Origin of the sequence: Pseudoduganella aquatica, from assembly GCF_020865585.1 — a bacterium.
In the GTDB taxonomy this organism is placed as follows: Bacteria; Pseudomonadota; Gammaproteobacteria; order Burkholderiales; family Burkholderiaceae_D; genus Rugamonas; species Rugamonas aquatica_A.
In genome coordinates this window covers 5,131,222-5,149,172 of sequence record NZ_CP086370.1, presented here as the reverse complement: position 1 = coordinate 5,149,172, position 17,951 = coordinate 5,131,222, and the positions used below count along the sequence as shown (strand labels likewise).

Below are 17,951 nucleotides of genomic sequence, written 5' to 3'. Positions count from 1 at the left end.
AGGAAGCGTGGCCGAGTGGTTGAAGGCAGCAGTCTTGAAAACTGCCGACGGTGTGAGCCGTTCGTGAGTTCGAATCTCACCGCTTCCGCCAAGAAAACGACAAAACCGCCCACTGGGCGGTTTTGTCGTTTTCGGACGGAAGCGGTGAGATTCGAAGGGCCGGGCCTACCAGCCCGGCCCTCTCCGAATCGCCCATCTGCTGGCCGCTGCGCGGCCAGCTTCGCGCGCCGAGGGCGCGCGCTCGTATCCTCAATTCAGGTTCTCGACGACTAGACGGTCCGCCCCTAGCCCGCGTGCCCAATGCATATGCCAGGAACATCAGCTACCTGTATAGCAGGTATTTGACGAATATTTGTATTGAGCGTAGTCTGCAAATACTCCTTACGCAGCTAGACGTCACACGTGACATCATGAAGCAAATCCTATCGCTCTCCAAACAGCTGGGGCCGTTGCTTCAGTCGGCTCGAAAATCCGCAGGGCTTTCGCAGACCGAGCTGGCGCAACGCCTGGGCATTAGCCAAAGCCGTATTTCTGCGATGGAACTGGACCCGGGATCCATCAATGTCGAACAGTTGCTGGCGCTGCTCGCGGCATTGAATCACGAGGTGCTGGTGCAGCCGAAGAACAGCGCCAGCCCAGAACGTGGGATAGCCAGGCCGGACTGGTAAGCCATGGGCCGCAAATCGCACTCTCGGTCGCTGTCGGTCTGGTGCAATGGCGAGCGAGTAGGAAGCTGGACTATCCCCACCCGTGGCGAAACACAATTTCTTTACGATAAGGCGTGGCGGGAGTCGGACGTCGGGCGGCCGTTGTCGCTGTCGTTGCCATACACCGGCGATCAGCCCTTGCGGGGTGATGTCGTGCGCAACTTCTTCGACAACCTGCTGCCTGATAGCGCACTTATCCGTCATCGCTTGGCCTCGCATTACAAGCTGGCGTCCATCGAAGCGTTTGATTTGCTGCAGGAAATCGGCAGAGATTGCGTTGGCGCGGTGCAGCTGTTGAAAGAGGGCGAGATACCTGACGGGCTCCAGCGTATCGACGGTACTCCGATGTCCGAGGAGGACGTCGAGCGCCACCTCATTCAGCTCACGCAGTCGGGACCGGGAGGGCATGGCGATTCCCTCGGCGACCTGCGTATCTCGCTTGCGGGCGCGCAGGAAAAGACCGCGCTCCTATGGCATAAGGGCAACTGGATGCTGCCACACGGTTCCACGCCCACCACCCACATACTCAAATTGCCGCTGGGGCTGGTCGGCCAGCGCAAAGCCGACTTGACCGCGTCGGTGGAAAACGAATGGCTGTGCATGAACCTGCTGGCGGAATTCGGTTTGCCGGTCGTCAAGACCGCCATCCTGAATTTTGGCAGCCAAAAGGTGCTCGGTGTCGAGCGCTTCGACCGGAGATTGCACCCATCTGGAAAATGGATCATGCGCCTGCCTCAGGAAGACTTCTGTCAAGCACTTGGCGTGCCGCCGCATTTGAAGTACGAAAGTGACGGCGGCCCCGGTCTATCCGATTTGGCCGCGGTGCTGCGCGGCTCGGAGCGTGCGGAGGAAGACTTGACGACGCTGCTGACCAGCCAAGTGCTGTTCTGGCTGATGGCTGCGCCGGACGGCCATGCCAAGAACTTCAGCATCCACTTGTTGCCAGGTGGCCGCTACACGCTCACTCCGCTTTACGACGTCATGTCGATTTGGCCAATTGAGGGTGGCTGCGCGAATCAATATTCTCTGCACAGAGCCAAGCTGGCTATGGCCATATTGGGTAAGAACAAGCACTACCGTTTTTCGGAGATACAGAGGCGGCACTTCAACAGTGTCGCAGCCCGGTGCTTCCTGCGTGCCGATGCGGAAGATGTGATCGAAAGATTGCTGGCGCGGATAGACGGTGCGGTCGCGGCGGTCGCTGAGCGCTTGCCATCGGGATTTCCGGAGCGGGTCGCAGGCCCCATCTTTGCCGGCGTCGAGCGGTTTGCAAAACAACTGAACGCGGGCTGAATCACGCCGCGATATTTTTCATCCGCAACAATTCTAGCGTATTTTGATGATGCTCTTGCGTATCCCGCTGCTCAGCAGTTCCTACTGATCCATTCCGGCCACGGGCAATGCATTAATCGGGATCCGCAAGTAGGCGATGCCATTGTCATCGGCAGGGGGCATGGCTCCCGCGCGAATATTGACTTGCATGGCTGGCAGGATAAGGGTCGGCACCTCCAAGGTGGCGTCGCGCGCGGTGCGCATTTTCACGAATTCGGCTTCCGTGACGCCGTCCCGCACATGGATGTTGCGCGCGCGTTGATTGGCGACGGTCGTCTGCCACTGTGCCGGCCTGCTCGATGGCGGGTAGTCGTGGCAGACGTACAGGACGGTGTCCGCTGGAAGCGCGAGAATGCGGCGCATCGATGCATACAGCTGGCGTGCGCAGCCGCCGGGGAAGTCCGCCCTGGCGCTCCCAACGTCGGGCATAAAGAGCGTGTCGCCTACAAACACCGCGCCGTCCATGAGATACGCCATGTCGGCCGGCGTGTGGCCCGGAACCAGCATGGCGGTGACCTCGATGCTTCCAATCTTGAAGGTCTCGCCGTCCCGGAACAGGTGGTCAAACTGGCTTCCGTCGGGAAGGAAGCCGCGCTCGAGGTTGTACAGCTTCTTGAACGTCGCCTGGACGGTCCGGATGTTCTCGCCGATGGCAATGCGGCCGCCGGCCTGCGCCTGCAGGTAGCGGGCTGCGGAGAGGTGGTCCGCATGCGCATGGGTCTCCAATATCCACTCCACCGTCAAGTTGTGTACGCTGATGTAGGCCAGGATATCGTCCGCCGAGGCGGTCGCGGTGTGCCCGGACTTGAAGTCATAGTCCAGGACCGGGTCGATTATCGCCGCGCATCGCGTGGCGGGGTCCCACACTACGTAGGAAATGGTCCAGGTATTCGGGTCAAAGAACCCGCGCGTTGTCATGGTCGCGTTCGGCATGCCGCTTCCTCTCTAAAACAATATATTGACTCATATTATGTTGAAAGATATTATGTGTCAATCGTAAGAAAACACGGCCTCTGCTTATGCAAAAAAAACAAATGATTGATGTCAATGCGCTGCGTGTGGGAGCGGATCGAGCGGTTGGGGCGCTTAAATTGCTTGCGAATGAGGAGCGGCTTTTATTGCTCTGCCAGCTTTCCCAAGGGGAGATGTGCGTCAGCGAACTGGAGGAGGTGCTGGGAATCCGCCAGCCTACGCTCTCCCAGCAACTCGGGGTATTGCGCAACGAGGGCGTGATAGTCCCGCGCCGCGAGGGCAAGAAGATTTTCTATAGCGTCGCCTCGCCGGACTTGCTGGAAATCCTGGCGGTGCTGTATCGTCTCTACTGTCCCAAGGAGTAGCAATGAGTATCGATTGGAATCATTTCACGCCGTATGCCGCCCTGGCCGGCGGGGCGCTGATAGGCGCGGCGGCGGCCATGCTGCTGCTCTTGAACGGCCGCATAGCGGGCATCAGTGGCATCGTCGGCGGCCTGCTGGCGCCGGCAGGGAGGGGCGAACTAGCCTGGCGGCTGGCCTTCGTGGCCGGCATTGTCGCCGCCCCCATGGCCTATTCGTGGTTCGCCTCGCTGCCGGAAGTGCACATCGATGCCGGATACGGCGCCCTGGTCATCGCTGGCCTGCTCGTCGGGATAGGGACGCGCTATGGCTCGGGGTGTACCAGCGGACATGGCGTGTGCGGCTTGTCCCGCTTGTCGCTCCGCTCGGCGGTGGCGACCGGCATCTTTATGGCGGCGGGATTCATCACCGTCTTCCTGGCCCGTCATGTATTGAGTATGTAAGGACACACCATGCTGATATTTACCTCTCTGCTTGCCGGCCTGACCTTCGGCGTCGGACTGATTGTTTCCGGCATGGCCAATCCAGCCAAGGTCTTGGGATTCCTCGATCTGGCCGGCCAATGGGATCCTTCGCTGGCATTCGTGATGGGAGGCGCCATTGCAATCGGCTTGGTGTCGTTCGCCCTTGCCCGGCGCAGGACGACTTCATTCTTGGGCGAGCGCTTGCGCATGCCGGCGAGCCGCGTTGTCGACCGTCGATTGGTGGCCGGTAGCGCCTTGTTTGGTATCGGCTGGGGGATAGCGGGCTTTTGTCCGGGGCCGGCGCTGGCGTCGCTGGGAACGGGCAGTCCCAAAGCGCTTCTGTTCGTCGTCTCCATGGTCGCCGGCATGGGCATTTTCGAGCTTCTGGAGCGGCGAAAAAGTGCCCGCGCATCGCAGGGAGCGTAGGAGGCTATGCTGATCTCCCCGGCCTGGCTGGCTGCGGTGGCGACCGTCGCCATCCTCTTGTCGTACGAGGTGGCGTTGGCCGTGCGGCAGAGGCGTTCCCCGCAGCGGATGGCCAAGACGGCGCACGCCATCTTGCGACGCGAATGGTTTGAGGCGGTAGCGGCCGAGAAGGGAACGGAGATCCTGGCGGTGCAGGCTGTGCGGAACGCGATGATGTCGGCGACGATGACCTCGTCAATCGCCGCGCTTGGCCTGATGGGGACGGTAACCTTGGCCCTGCCGTCTTTGCACGAAAGCCTTGGTGACAAGATGGCGCTGGCCGGGTTCAGCCCGCGCTTGCTGCTCGGCCTGGTCCTGTTGGCGCTCCTGTTTGCGTCGCTGGTCTCATCGGTGATGGCCGTGCGCTTCTATAACCATTGCGGCTTTATATGCGCGATGCCGGTCGGCTCACATGCGAGGAAGCGCTGGCATGCGCTTGGCGCGGGATACATCCAGCGCGCCGGGATGCTGTACAGTTGGGGAGTCAAGCACCTGATTTTAGTCGCGCCTATCCTGGCGTCGCTTCTGCAGCCCTATGCGGGGCCGGTCGCCGCGCTGCTGGTAGTGGCTGCGCTGCTTGGCTTTGATGGACTGAAAATCCGGATAGAGTGAAAATTGAAAACATTGCGTCCCCGGTGTATTTCTCAGCTTAAACGGCGGTGTTGCGGCATATTCGGCGGCTTGTTACTCGCGATCGGCTTATCAGGACACAGTTCCCAGGCAAAGGAATTGCGTATTGTCACCATCGAGTCGGCGCCTTTTGGTTTCTATGGCGGGGATGGCCAAGCCTCGGGCATGATGTATGAAATCGGCAACCTGATTGCGCAGGAAGCGGGACTGCCTCATGTCAATAGAATCGTTCCCTACCCACGCACAGTCGCGATGATCGCCAGTGGCGACGCGGATGTTGTACTGAGGTATACCAACCCTGAATTGAGCGCGGCAGCCTTGCAGGTGGCCGAGGTGCTTAGCCTGCCGACCATTGTGGTGGGCAGGCCTGCGCTGAAGTTGACCTCGCTTAGCGACTTGCGGGGCAAATTCGTCGGGGTCCCCAGAAGCGGTCGATTCGACGAAGCGTTTGACGAGCGTGACGACATTATAAAATATCCGCTCGCCGGCTATTCTCAAATGTTGAAAATGTTGATGGCGGGAAGAATTGACGCGGGAATCGGATCATCCGTCGGCATCTACTACAACGCGCATATCCTGGGGATATCCAAGGAGCGGCTCGGCAAGCCGTTGATGCTCGGGACGAGAAAATTTGAACTGCATTTTTCAAAGAAGACGGCCACGGCTGAAACTGTCTCTGCCATTAAGATTGCGGTGCAACGATTGCAGAGTCGCGGCGCAATCAATGAAATCGTTGAAAAATATTATCGGACTTTTGATCTCGACCAAAAAAAATGACCGGGGCGACGCCGGGCGCGCGGCTAAGGCGCCGGCAGTTCAGCGCACGCGGCCGCGCGGGTGAGGAGGAGGTCGCGTTCGCGCTCGTTTTGCGTCATGGCTGCCGCGCGCTCGAATTCGGCGCGGGCTTCGGCTTTGCGGCCCAGCTTGAACAGGAAGTCGCCGCGCACGCTGGGCAGCAGGTGGTAGTTTCTCAGCGCCGGTTCGTCCAGCAGCGCATCCGCCACTTCCAGGCCGGTCTCCGGCCCGAAGGCCATGGACAGCGCCACCGCGCGGTTCAGTTCCACCACGGGCGAGGGCGCCAGCTGCGCCAGGCCGTCGTATAGCGCGGCGATGCGGCCCCAGTCCGTGTCCTCGGCGCGGCGCGCGCGGGCGTGGCAGGCGGCAATCGCCGCTTGCAGCGCGTAAGGCCCCAGGCCCTGGCCGATCTGCTCGGCGCGCGCCAGCGCGGCCAGGCCGCGCCGTATCAGCAGCTGGTCCCAGCGCGAGCGGTCCTGCTCGAGCAGCAGCACCGGGGCGCCGCGCGCGTCGGTGCGGGCGCGGGCGCGCGAGGACTGGATTTCCATCAGCGCCACCAGGCCGTGCACCTCGGGCTCCTGCGGCGCCAGCTCGGCCAGCACGCGCCCCAGCCGCAGCGCTTCCTCGCATAGCGCCGGGCGCATCCAGTCCGCGCCGGCGCTGGCGGAATAGCCTTCGTTGTAAATCAGGTAGATCACTTGCAGCACCGACGCCAGCCGCTTCACCAGCTCGCGCCCGCGCGGCGCTTCAAACGGCACCTTGGCTTCGGCCAGGGTGCGCTTGGCGCGCACGATGCGCTGCGCCACGGTCGCTTCCGGCACGAAGAAGGCGCGCGCGATTTCCTCGGTGGTGAGACCGCCCAGCAGGCGCAGCGTGAGCGCCACGCGGCCTTCGGTGGACAGCACCGGGTGGCAGGCCACAAACACCAGCCGCAGCAGGTCGTCGCCGATGTTGTCGTCCAGCGCGCGTTCCAGGTCGGGCGCGGCGTCCTGCAGCAGGCCTTCGATTTCGTAGGTGAGTTCGGTTTCCTTGTCCTGCGTTAGCTTGCGGTGGCGGAGCAGGTCGAGGGCGCGGTTTTTTGCCACGGTCATCAGCCAGCCCGCAGGATTGTCCGGCGTGCCGCTGTCCGGCCAGCGCTCCAGCGCGCTCACCAGCGCGTCCTGCGCGATTTCCTCGGCCTGGCCGACGTCGCGCAGCATGCGCGCCAGCACGGCGATGATCTTGGCGGACTCGATGCGCCAGACTGCTTCTATGGCGCGGTGTATGCCCTGCTGGTTCATGAGCCCAGGTGCACGCCGCGCAGTTCCACCACCACGTCCATGTCCGGCGGATGCGGGTAGGGATAGTTCCTCACCCATTCCATCGCGCCTTCGATGGACTCGGCCTGCACCAGCCAGTAGCCCGCGATCAGCTCCTTCACTTCCGCATACGGCCCGTCGATGATGGAAGCCTTGCCGCCGCTGAACTTCACGCGCACCCCCTTGGACGAGGCGCGCAGCCCTTCGCCCGCCAGCGCGATGCCGGCGCGGATGCCGGCCTGATTGGCGCGGTTCATGGTGTCGATGACGGCGGCGGGCGGCTCCAGGTCCGCCTCGCTGCCCGCGTCCGAGCGCAGCAGTACGGCGTAGGGCTTGCAGCCGGGCTTGAGCGCGGCAGGCTGCAGGTCCGCCGGTGCACCTTGCGGCAGCGCGCCCATGCCGAAGCCCACGCAGCCGCCCGGGCAGCCGGCCTGCCGCACCTCCAGCTCGGCCTGGCCCTCGGCGTCGGCCAGCGGCCACTGGCTGGCCAGCTGCGCCGCTTCCTCGCGGCTGGCCGCCTCGACAAAGGTGTAGCCCGCCACCAGTTCGCGCGCGTCGAACGGGCCTTCGCCGCTCACGCGCCACTGGCCGGCGCTGCGCGTCATGCGCAGGCCGCTGGCGCTGGGATGCAGCCATTGCGCGGACGGCACGGCGTGCACCAGTTCAGCCGACGGAAAGCCGGCCGTCTCCGACACCGTGTCGCTCCTGCGCAAGATCATGAATTGCATCGCGGGCTCCTGTGCGTGTTAACGCTGTGTTATTGCTGCTTCTGCAGTTCCGCCGCCTTGGCCATCACGCGCTGTTCCTGCTCGCGCAGCTCGGGCGTGAATTCGGCGCCGAAATCGTCCATTTCGAACACCTGGCGGATCTCGATATCGGAATCGCTTTCCATCGGGTTGGGGCAGCGCTTCACCCATTCAATCGCTTCTTCCAGCGACTTTACCTGAACCAGCCAGAAGCCCGCAATCAGCTCCTTGGTTTCGGAAAACGGGCCGTCGATGACGGTGCGGTTCTTGCCCGAGAAATGCACGCGCACGCCGCGCGAACTCGGGTGCAGGCCTTCGCCCGCCAGCAGCACGCCGGCGTTGACCAGCTCCTCGTTGAACTTGCCCATGGCGGTCAGCAGTTCCTGGCTGGGCATCTTGCCGGCTTCGGACTCGGCGCTGGCCTTCACAATAATCATGAATCGCATGGCGCTTCCTTTCAGGCTTCCGAGCCGGGGCAGTTTTCGGACATGGACTTCTGCATCTCGGCTTGCATTTCCTCCGGCGTCATGTCGCGCTTGTGGGTGGCGATGGACCAGGTGTGGCCGAACGGATCCACCACCATGCCGTAGCGGTCGCCCCAGAACATGTCGGCCGGCGGCATCTTGGCGGTGCCGCCGGCGGCCACGGCCTGGTTGTAGACCGCGTCCACGTCTTCCACATACATATGCAGCACCACGGGCGAGCCTTTCAGCGCTTTCGGGCCGACGCTGCCCCAGTCGGGGAAGTCGTCCACCAGCATCACCATGGCGGTGCCTATCTTCACCTGGGCGTGCATGAGCTTGCCGCCGGGGCCGGGCATGCGCGCCATTTCCACGGCGTTGAAGGCCTTTTTATAGAACTCAATTGCGTCGGCGGCGCCTTCGCAGACCAGGTGCGGTGTTACGGTCTGGAAACCTTGTGGGATGGGGGCGACATTGCTCATGGTAATCTCCTTGATAAGTTGATGGAATATGAACGCAACTGCGGCGCCCATACTCACACGACGGCCGGGGAAACGCCAGATCGACACCTTATAAATATATATTTTTGTCTGATTTTTTCCTTGCCTGTCGCACCTCAAGGTTGTACGATGACATACAACTTAGCGGTCCTGTCGAGACAGGGACCGGAACGTACAACCAGAATAAGTGATTCCTTATGAACCTGAGTGAACCTGTCAGCCAGCAAGTTGTTGGCAAATACCGGTGGACCATCTGCGCGCTGCTGTTCTTCGCCACCACCGTCAACTATCTGGACCGCCAGGTACTCAGCCTGCTGGCGCCCGACCTGTCCAAGGAATTCGGCTGGTCCAATAGCGACTACGCCAACATCACCGCCGTATTCCAGTTCGTGTACGCCATCGCCATGCTGTTCGCCGGCCGCGTGGTGGACAAGATCGGCACCAAGCAGGCCTACATCCTGGCCATCGTCATCTGGTCGATAGGCGCCATCATGCACGCCTACTCGGTGCCGATGGGCGAGGGCATCGCCAAGGTGCTGGGCGCCTTCGGCTTCGCGGCCATTCCGGTATCGATCGCCGGCTTCATGCTGTCGCGCGCGGTGCTGGCGGTCGGCGAGGCGGGCAACTTCCCGGCGGCCATCAAGACCACGGCCGAGTACTTCCCGCGCAAGGAACGCTCCTTCGCCACCGGCATCTTCAACTCCGGCGCCAACGTGGGCGCCATCCTGGCGCCGCTGACCGTGCCCTGGATCGCCATCAACTGGGGCTGGCAGTCGGCCTTTATCGTCATCGGCGCGGTCGGCTTCCTGTGGATGCTGGCGTGGCAGTTCTTCTACGACGCACCGGACCAGCAGCGCCGCCTGTCGGCCGGCGAACTGGCCTACATCCGCAGCGACGCCGTGGCTGCCGCGCCTGCCGCGCCTGCTGCGCCGGTCGGCAAGACTTCCTGGTTCAAGCTGCTGGGCTACCGCCAGACCTGGGCCTTCGTGTTCGGCAAATTCATGACCGACGGCGTGTGGTGGTTCTTCCTGTTCTGGCTGCCTAAATACTTGTCGGTGCAGTACGGCATGGGCAAGGAGGCCATCGTCGTGCCGCTGGCCGTGCTGTACAGCATGACCATGGTGGGCAGTATCGGCGGCGGCTGGTTCCCGGCCTACTTCATGAACAAGGGCATGCACGCCTACGACGGCCGCATGAAAGCCATGCTGGTGATTGCGCTGTTCCCGCTGGTGGTGCTGCTGGCGCAGCCGCTGGGCTACATCAGCTTCTGGGTGCCGGTGCTGCTGATCGGCGTGGGCGCCTCGGCGCACCAGGCATGGTCGGCCAACATCTTCACCACCGTGTCCGACATGTTCCCGCAGAAGTCGGTGGCCTCGGTGGTCGGCATCGGCGGCATGGCCGGCGGCCTGGGCGGCGTGGCCGTGTCCAAAATGGGCGGCTGGCTGTTCGACTACTACGGCGCGCTGGGCCAGATCCAGACCGGCTACATGATCATGTTCACCTTCTGCGCACTGGCCTACCTGGCGGCGTGGACCGTGATGAAGGCCCTGGTGCCCAAGCACAAGGAAATCACGGACCTGTGATGCACAATCCGATGCGTCCCGTTCTGCTGGCGGTATTGCTGGCGGCGGCGGGGCAGGGCGGCTGCACCGGTATCTCGGTGCAGCCGTTTGGCATTCTGGCCGGCGGCCAGGCGGTGCAGCGTGTGACGCTGGAAAACGACAGCGGCATGCGCCTGTCCTATATCGACTACGGCGCCACGCTGGTGTCGGCCGACGTGGCCGGCAAGGGCGGCGAGCGCCGCAACGTCATACTCAGCCTTCCGGATCTTGATGCCTATGTGCGCACCAAGCGGCGCTTCGCTTCGGTGATAGGGCGCTACGCGGGCCGCATCGGCGGCGCGCGCTACACGCTGGACGGGCGCACCGTGCAGCTACCCGCCAATGCGAAGGGCATCGCCATTCACGGCGAGCCGAACGGCTACGAAAAGCGCCTGTGGCAGCGGCAGGACTTCGCCGACGCCGCCTCCATCGGCTCCATCTACCGGCTGGTGAGCGAGGATGGCGACCAGGGCTTCCCCGGCCGCCTGGAAATCAGCGTGACCTACCGGCTGATGCGGCGCAGCGACGAGTTCCGCATCGAGTACGCCGCCACGGCCGATGCGCCCACCGTGCTGAACCTGACCAACCACGCCTACTTCAACCTGGCCGGGGCGGGCAGCGCGGGCATGGCCTCGCACCGCTTCCGTATCGCCGCCGACCGCTATGCCGTCACCGACGAGAAGAAGGTGCCTACCGGGGAGCTGGCCAGCGTGGCGGGCACGCCGCTGGACTTCCGGCGGCAGGCCGGTGTGATGCAGTGGCTGGCCGGCGGCGCGTCCTCCGCGCTGCTGGGCACACCGCCGGGATTTGACCACGCGCTGCTGTTTACGAAGAAGCAGGGCGCCTACGGCCTGGTGGCGGTGGTGGACGAACTGGAAAGTGGCCGCCGCATGGAAATCCGCAGCACGGAACCGTCGGTGCTGTTCAACAGCGGCAACGGTTTCGACGGCACGGAAGCGGGCAGCGAAGGGCGTTCCTACGCGCGCTACGACGGCTTCGCATTCGAGACGCAAGGCTTGCCGGATGCGCCCAACCAGCCGCATTTTCCGAGCACTGTGCTGCGTCCCGGCGCGGTTTTCCGTTCGGTGACCGGCTTCCGCTTTACTGCCGGCCGTTGACGGCGGCTGCCGCTTCGCCCAGTTTGCGCGCCTCGAAACGCTTGCGGAAGTTTTCCGCGATGCGGCCGGCCTCCGCGTCCGCAGCGGCGATCTGCTCCGGCGTCAGCCCCTCCTTGAGGAAGGAAAACAACTGGGAGTCGTAGGGGCCGCCATTGGCGTCCGGCGCCTGCATGCGGAAGATGCGTTCCATTGCAGCGTTGTAGGTGTAGGCCAGGCGCGCATCTTTGGGGACGGCGGGCGTGCCGGTCATGTGGCTGGTCCACAGCGTATTCAAACTGCTCAAATCGCCCTGCGCGGCTTCGCGGTTCAACTGCTCCATGGCCTGCTGCTTCCATTGCAGCACCAGGGGATCGTCCGGCCGCGTTTGCAGCGCGCTGGGGTCCCCGAACGGGCCTTCCATCAGGAAGCGGCTGCTCGCTCCCTGCACGCCGGCCCTGGCGGCCAGCGTCAGATAGTCGATGCGCGAACGCTTCATCTGTTCCGTCAGGCTGGCGCAGACCTTGGCCTCGGCTTGCTTCTCCGCCTCGGACATCTCGCGCTGCTCCGGGAAATGAAAATACGGAATCACGCCGAGCTTCTGGAAAGTGATGCAGTCGCCGATCAGGTTGTGGGCCTGGTAGGCGTCTTCCGGCTTGCCGGTGGCGATCAATGCGTCCACCTGCCGCGCCAGGGGCTCGGGGGCGCTGCTGCCTGCCGTGCTGGCGGGCGGACCGCCGACGGCGCTGAACCAGCCTGGCGCGCCGCGTGCCGCCGGCTGTGCTTCGCTGTGCGCTTGCGTGGCCACGCCGCGCGCCGGGCGCCAGTCGCCCAGGCCCCATACCGCTGCGGCTGCGGCAATTGCGGCGGCGGCTGCGCCCAGTACGAGTTTCAGGTTTGAACGGCTTATTTCTGGCATGCGCCTAGCGTAGCACGCCGGCGGCTTCCTCGCGCGTGATGCACATATTGCTGAAGTAGACCTTATCGGCGCGGTGCTGGTTCAGCTGCGGGCTGTGCTTGCGGTAGATGCCCCACTTGGGCCGCATGTGGTCCGCGCCGCTGCGCCACATCTGCAGGCCGCCCTGGTCGATGGCTAGCTGCTGCACCCCTTCCATGTCGCGTATCGCCAGCTGGTAGCGGCCGCGCGTGTTGGAGTAGGTGATGGTCTCCGTCGCCACCAGCCACTTGCCTTGGTTGCCGGCCAGCGGCATTGCGCCCAGCACGGTCTGTTTCGATTCCGTCAGCTGGTCCGCCACATGGCGCACTTCCATTTTGCCGTTTGCCAGCGGCGTGAAAGTGATCAGGGGCGGCTCGGCGTAGCGGCCGCCGTTGGCCTTGATCTGGTGGATGTGGGTGAAGCTGGACGCGAAGCGCATGTCCTCGGCGATGCGGAAGCGCCAGGCGTAGGTGAAGGTGTCGCCCTCGCGCGCCTTGAACACCTCGTGCGGCCCTTTGGACGGCGCCAGCTTGATCTCGGTGCGCGAGCGGTCGCCGCCGGCTTCCATGGCAACGCGGTCCAGGTTGTAGTCGGTGGGCTCAATCGCCTGGATGGCGTAGTGCGGACCGGTCACGCCGTCGTCCGGCATCACCAGTATGTGCGGACGCGGCGGCGTGTAAGCGTCGTCGCTGGGCGACTCGACCGCGCCGGCGCCCAGCACGCTCTCGATATGGCGGTAGCTGTCCTGGCCCGGAGCAGGGTTCAGGCACATGGTGCCGCCGGCGGATGCGCCGGCGGCGTACACCGCCAGGCAGGCGCCCGCGCAGCGCTGGACAAGAGGCAAGAACGGCTTGTGCATCAATCTGTTCCCTGTGAAGTTAAACGATTACCTTCCGCGCCCGACTGCGGTTTGCGCGACGCTGATTATGGCATCGGGCAGCGCCGGACGCCTGCTGGTATGCGTCTATCAGATGCTTTTGCAACACCCTTGGCAAAAAAACCGCGCAAACATTTACCGCAATTCGAAATTGCCATATGATCCAGTTAAACGTTTTCCCACCATTATAAAAGAGACCGCATGACCACCCTGATACGCCCCCTGGCAAGCCTGCTGCTGGCAGTGCCGGCGTTGTGCGCCGCCGCTCCGGCCAGCGCGCCCGAGTCGCCGATGAACAGCACCGTCCAGCAGCAGCTGTATCCGCAGCTGGACTACTTCTTCTCCAAGCTGGCGGCGGAGAAGGAGAACACCGTCATCGACGGCCAGAAGCCCTTTACCAGCAAGGACAAATTCCTGCCCGGGAAAATCGCCATCGGATTGTCCTATGTTTTGCTCAACAAGGACAAGGACGACCCCACGCTGGAAGCGCGCCTGCGCGAATACCGCAGCATCGCCGACATGACGGTGGGCATGGACAACCACACCTGGGGCATCTACTACTACCTGTCCGCGCTGGTCAGCCTGAAAAAAGCGGGCCTGCTGGAGGGCGCCGTCAGCCCGGAAACGCTGGAGAAGCTGCGCGTGCAGCTGGACTGGCGCACCTTCGTCACGCAGCCCGGCTTTGAGCTGATCAAGCTGCCGACCAATTACTTCGGCGTGGCCTTCAGCGTGGCGCGGCTGCGCATGCTGCTGGGCTGGGAGGATGACAGCGCAGGCAAGGTGCTGATGGAGAAAATGCTGCAGCACTACGACGCCTATTCCGGCGCCTACGGCTTCTCCGACGAGACCAGCGGGGAAGGGCGCTTCGACCGCTACAGCATCCTGCTGATTGCCGAGATCTGCGAACGCTATCTGGAAACCGGGCTGGAAGTCACGCCGCAGCTCAAGGACAAGCTGCGCAAGGCCGCCACGCTGACGCTCAATCTGCTCAAGGCCGACGGCACCGGCTTCACCTTCGGCCGCAGCCTGGGGCCGTATGGCGAGACCGCGATGCTGGAGATCCTGTCGGTGGCGGCCTACCTGGACGTGCTGACGGCGGAAGAAAAAACCTACGCCTACGCCTACTCCTCGCGCGTGGCGGCGCGCTACAACAGCTTCTGGTACGACCCGCAAATGAAGTCGGTCGACATGTGGGGCAAGGGCCGCCGCACCGACACCTATCGCGGCAAGCATCGCATCCTGGGCGAGAACTTCTCGCTGCTGCACCAGCTCATTTTCACGAACGCGTTCTGGAACCAGACCGGCTTCAAGGACAAGCCGGTCAATCCGGGCCTGGCGGCGTGGCTGGACAAGACGCAGCCGCGCTTCAGCCTGACCCGCTTCGCCGCCGGCGAGTATGACCGGGCGCTCGGCGTCTACCGCGACCGTGGCCACGTCTTCAGCCTGCTGATGGTGAACGGCGGCGCCAGCCAGCACGACAACAGCCCTTACTACCCACTGCCGTTTGCCGGCGACGTGGTGGCCGGCGTGGCCGACAGCGGCGCGGCCCACCCGCAGCTGCTGCCCAAGTTCACGCTGGAGGACGGCTCCGAGCTGATAGGCGCGGCCTACCTGAAGGACATCCGCAGCGCGCAGCAGGGCAAGACCTGGAGCGTCAGCTACCGCCAGGACGAGCTGGATAAAGTGGGCGCCAACGCGCCCGCCAAGGACGGCCGCATTGCGCTGCGCACCGAGTACACCTTTGCGCCGGGCGCCATCACCCGCACCGACACCTACACGCCGCGCGGCGCCGTGCCGGTGCGCTCGCTGACGCTGGACTTCGCGTCCTTCTCCGGCGCCGCCAGCATCCAGGGCCGCAAGGTGAGCTTTGGCGAAGGCAGCGTGACCAGCTTCGAGGTCAGCGGCCTGGAGGCGTGCCGGGTTGCGCCCGCCGCCGGCAATCCGGATTACCAGTCGCCGAATGGCCCCATGCGCAGCGTGGTGAGTTGCGCGACGCCAGCCTTCCAGTTTGAACGCCCGCTCGTGATCAAGTGGGTGATGAAGTATCGCTAGACCGTATTACCTGAATGACCAAAACAACTACAACGGAGGAGATCCAATGAAACACCAGAACACAAGCATGCCGGGGCTCGGCATGCGCCTGACACCAATCGCATCGGCCGTGGCGCTTGCCATGCTGGCCGGCCTGCCTGCGCATGCGCAGCAGGCCGCCGCCCCGAGCGAGGGGCTGGAGCGCGTGGTGGTAACCGCCAACAAGCGCGTGGAAAAACTGGAAAGCGTGCCCAGTGCGATTTCGGTCGTCAACGAGGCCATTATCGAGCGCACCAATATCCGCGAGATAGAAGACCTGGTGGCCAACACGCCGGCGCTGACCGTCACCGCCGGCTCGACCAGCGCCAACAACACCATCAATATGCGCGGCATCGGCACCGCCACGGTCACCATCGGCATCGAGGCCGACGTGGCCGTCATCGTCGACGACATCCCCATCGCCCAGCAGTTCCAGGCCTTCAAGGACCTGGCGGACGTGCAGCGCATCGAAGTGCTCAAAGGTCCGCAAAGCACGCTGTTCGGCAAGTCCGCCGTGGCGGGCGCGGTCAACATCGTCACCAAGCCCATCTCCGGGCCGCTGGCGGGCAAGGCCAGCTTCTACCTGACCGACGACGACGAGTGGCGCTACGCCGTCTCCTACGGCGGCGAAATCAGCGACACGCTGGGCGTGCGCATCGCGGCCAGCCGCACGCGCTACGAAGGCAATATCAACAACCTGACCACGGGCGGCAAGCTCAATGGCGCCGGCGGCAAAACGCTGATGGCCAAGCTCGCGTGGCACCCGCTGCGCAACCTCGACGTGACGCTGTCGCCGAACTTCAACGCCCAGGAAAACACCAAGGGCGCCAACGCGCTGCGCGGCCTGGTGGTGAATTCGCCCAACGGCCCGGTGGCCGTGGGCCTGGCCGGCGCCAACCCGGTCAACCCGCTGTACCTGATTCCGTCCGGCGCGGCCACCCCGGCCAATGCCAGCACGCTGAACGCCATTCCCGCCTCGGTGGCGCTGGCCGGCATTACGCCGGGCCCGAACAACGTGGACGTGCGCCGCGACGGCCCCACCGGCATGAACTCCACCGACCGCAGCGTGGGCCTGCGCGTGGCCTACGAGCTGGATAACGGCGCCTCGCTGGTGTCCATCACCTCCTTCTCGCACTACAAGTCGGACGACTTCCGCGACCAGGACTTCGTGGACGTGCCCACCGTGGCGCTGCCGGGATCGACCAAGTACGCGGTGCCCAACGACCAGGGCGGCACCTACGACATCAAGTCGCGCACCCAGGAGCTGCGCTATGTTTCGCCGGACGCCGGCACGCTGCGCTACGTGGCAGGCCTGTGGTACGCCAAGAACGAGACCGACCGCTTCTTCAAGCGCGGCGACTGCCGCCTGGCCACCTGCAACGGTTCCTCCATCACCAGCCCGGTGGTGTACAACACCGACGTCTACAACATCAACAAGGCGGTGTTCGGCCAGGCGTCGTGGGACTTCCTGCCCACCTACACGCTGCTGGCCGGCGCGCGCTACAACACCGAAACCTCGGGCTACCACTTCGGCCGCAACTACAACACCACCGTCACTCCGGAAACCTTCGTGGCCGGCGCGCGTGGCGTGGACTACTTTGAAAGCCTGGGCAACAAGGAAAACAAGCTGACCGGGAAACTGAGCCTGTCCAAGCAGATCAACAACGACTGGATGGCCTACGCCACCGCAGCCACCGGCTACAAAGGCCTGGCCTACGGCCTGCTCAGCACCATCAACACCTCGAGCGCGGACCCGGTGCGTTCCGAAACCTCGCGCACCATGGAAGTGGGCGTGAAGGCCAATCTGTTCCAGAACCGCATGACGGTCAACGCGACCGCCTTCCAGACCCGCTTCTTCAACTACCAGTCGTCCTCGACCTACACGCTGCCGGAGAGCACCGTCATCTTGACCCAGATCAGCAGCGTGCCGGAAGTCGCGACCAAGGGCCTGGAACTGGACGTGAATGCGCTGGTCACGCGCGACCTGAGCGTCAACGCGGCCGTGGCCTACACCGACGCCACCGTGCGCAACTGGGCCGGCGGCCCGTGCTACAACGACGGCCTGAACGTGGCGGCCAGTCCCGGCGCCAAGTATGCGGCCAACGGTTCCATCATCGGCCGCAACGCCAGCTGCTTCCCGATCACCCCGGGTTCGACGGTGGGTGTGCAGAACCTGGCCGGCGCGCGCATGCAGTCGTCGCCGAAGGTGCGGGTTGCGCTGAGCGGCCAGTATGACTGGCGCCTGGCGTCAATGCCGTTCGACGCCTTCTTCACCGGGAACTACAAGTACCAGAGCGACATGATGACGGTGATTACCCAGGATCCGGGCTTCTACGTGCCGAAGTACAGCATCACCGACCTCGGCTTCGGCGTGCGCGACAAGCAAAGCCGCTACAAGATCAGCTTCCTGGTCAACAACGTCTTCGACAAGCACTACGCCACCACCGGCTTCTCGGGCGCGCCGACCTTCCGTGGCGCCACGTCGGCTCCGGTATCGACGGTGACCAACACCGGCATTTCGACCTGGGTTCCTGCGCGTGATGCGTTCCGCTTCGTGTCGGTCCGCCTCGACGTGAAGTTCTAAAAACGCGGCACGTTAAAAAGGCCAGGCCGGATATTCCGGCCTGGCCTTTTTTTTAT

General features: G+C 63.8%; 18 protein-coding genes and 1 tRNA gene. 12 read left to right on the top strand and 7 right to left on the bottom strand.

Annotated elements, in window-relative coordinates; translation table 11 throughout:
* Position 1 precedes the first annotated feature (1 nt).
* The 3 genes from KT882_RS23005 (at position 2) to KT882_RS22995 (ending at position 2,000) form a co-directional block, all read left to right on the top strand.
* Positions 2-91, top strand: a tRNA-Ser gene (locus KT882_RS23005).
* A 319-nt stretch (positions 92-410) separates the two neighbouring features.
* On the top strand, positions 411-668 hold the full coding sequence (locus KT882_RS23000; RefSeq protein WP_161073087.1) for a helix-turn-helix domain-containing protein: 258 nt from the start codon (positions 411-413) through the stop codon (positions 666-668).
* A gap of 3 nt (positions 669-671) precedes the next feature.
* Positions 672-2,000, top strand: coding sequence for a type II toxin-antitoxin system HipA family toxin (locus KT882_RS22995; RefSeq protein ID WP_228893412.1), 1,329 nt, complete (start codon positions 672-674; stop codon positions 1,998-2,000).
* A gap of 81 nt (positions 2,001-2,081) precedes the next feature.
* On the opposite strand, the gene KT882_RS22990 is transcribed toward KT882_RS22995, so the two are convergent.
* Entirely contained in the window at positions 2,082-2,972 is an 891-nt protein-coding gene (locus KT882_RS22990; protein ID WP_161073086.1) for an MBL fold metallo-hydrolase, read from the bottom strand.
* 86 nt (positions 2,973-3,058) lie between these two features.
* Here KT882_RS22990 and KT882_RS22985 point away from each other — a divergent pair, with 86 nt between their 5' ends.
* The 5 genes from KT882_RS22985 (at position 3,059) to KT882_RS22965 (ending at position 5,709) form a co-directional block, all read left to right on the top strand.
* Positions 3,059-3,376, top strand: a complete 318-nt coding sequence (locus KT882_RS22985; RefSeq protein WP_161073085.1) for an ArsR/SmtB family transcription factor — start codon at positions 3,059-3,061, stop codon at positions 3,374-3,376.
* Positions 3,377-3,378: 2 nt separating this feature from the next.
* Entirely contained in the window at positions 3,379-3,816 is a 438-nt protein-coding gene (locus tag KT882_RS22980; protein WP_161073084.1) for a YeeE/YedE family protein, read from the top strand.
* Positions 3,817-3,825: 9 nt separating this feature from the next.
* The gene (locus tag KT882_RS22975) at positions 3,826-4,263 is read left to right on the top strand and encodes a YeeE/YedE family protein (protein WP_161073083.1); all 438 of its coding nucleotides are present in this window, start codon (positions 3,826-3,828) and stop codon (positions 4,261-4,263) included.
* 6 nt (positions 4,264-4,269) lie between these two features.
* Positions 4,270-4,914, top strand: a complete 645-nt coding sequence (locus KT882_RS22970) for a DUF599 domain-containing protein (protein ID WP_161073082.1) — start codon at positions 4,270-4,272, stop codon at positions 4,912-4,914.
* Positions 4,915-5,031: 117 nt separating this feature from the next.
* Positions 5,032-5,709, top strand: a complete 678-nt coding sequence (locus tag KT882_RS22965; RefSeq protein WP_228893411.1) for a substrate-binding periplasmic protein — start codon at positions 5,032-5,034, stop codon at positions 5,707-5,709.
* Positions 5,710-5,732: 23 nt separating this feature from the next.
* Here KT882_RS22965 and KT882_RS22960 read toward each other — a convergent pair whose 3' ends face one another.
* From KT882_RS22960 to KT882_RS22945, 4 genes are read right to left on the bottom strand one after another with little or no spacing between them, the layout of a single operon-like run.
* On the bottom strand, positions 5,733-7,007 hold the full coding sequence (locus KT882_RS22960; protein WP_228893410.1) for an RNA polymerase sigma factor: 1,275 nt from the start codon (positions 7,005-7,007) through the stop codon (positions 5,733-5,735).
* Positions 7,004-7,753: a YciI family protein gene (locus KT882_RS22955; RefSeq protein WP_228893409.1), complete on the bottom strand. Its 750-nt coding sequence runs from the start codon at positions 7,751-7,753 to the stop codon at positions 7,004-7,006. The genes KT882_RS22960 and KT882_RS22955 overlap by 4 nt, the downstream gene beginning before the upstream one ends.
* Positions 7,754-7,782: 29 nt before the next feature.
* Entirely contained in the window at positions 7,783-8,217 is a 435-nt protein-coding gene (locus KT882_RS22950; RefSeq protein WP_228893408.1) for a YciI family protein, read from the bottom strand.
* An 11-nt stretch (positions 8,218-8,228) separates the two neighbouring features.
* Positions 8,229-8,714, bottom strand: a complete 486-nt coding sequence (locus KT882_RS22945; protein ID WP_161073077.1) for a VOC family protein — start codon at positions 8,712-8,714, stop codon at positions 8,229-8,231.
* Positions 8,715-8,929: 215 nt separating this feature from the next.
* On the opposite strand from KT882_RS22945, the gene KT882_RS22940 reads away from it, so the two are divergent.
* Entirely contained in the window at positions 8,930-10,315 is a 1,386-nt protein-coding gene (locus tag KT882_RS22940; protein ID WP_228893407.1) for an MFS transporter, read from the top strand.
* Positions 10,315-11,451 (top strand): aldose epimerase family protein, encoded by a 1,137-nt coding sequence (locus KT882_RS22935; protein ID WP_228893406.1) that lies wholly within the window; start codon positions 10,315-10,317, stop codon positions 11,449-11,451. The genes KT882_RS22940 and KT882_RS22935 overlap by 1 nt, the downstream gene beginning before the upstream one ends.
* Here KT882_RS22935 and KT882_RS22930 read toward each other — a convergent pair.
* A complete protein-coding gene (locus KT882_RS22930; RefSeq protein ID WP_228893405.1) occupies positions 11,435-12,346 on the bottom strand; it encodes a hypothetical protein in 912 nt (303 codons plus the stop codon). The two genes, KT882_RS22935 and KT882_RS22930, sit on opposite strands and share 17 nt — an antisense overlap.
* A gap of 4 nt (positions 12,347-12,350) precedes the next feature.
* Complete coding sequence (locus tag KT882_RS22925) at positions 12,351-13,223, bottom strand: heparin lyase I family protein (protein ID WP_228893404.1); 873 nt, start codon at positions 13,221-13,223, stop codon at positions 12,351-12,353.
* A gap of 219 nt (positions 13,224-13,442) precedes the next feature.
* Between KT882_RS22925 and KT882_RS22920 the strand changes: the two genes are divergently transcribed.
* On the top strand, positions 13,443-15,293 hold the full coding sequence (locus KT882_RS22920) for a hypothetical protein (protein WP_228893403.1): 1,851 nt from the start codon (positions 13,443-13,445) through the stop codon (positions 15,291-15,293).
* A 46-nt stretch (positions 15,294-15,339) separates the two neighbouring features.
* On the top strand, positions 15,340-17,895 hold the full coding sequence (locus KT882_RS22915; protein WP_228893402.1) for a TonB-dependent receptor: 2,556 nt from the start codon (positions 15,340-15,342) through the stop codon (positions 17,893-17,895).
* Positions 17,896-17,951: the final 56 nt, after the last annotated feature.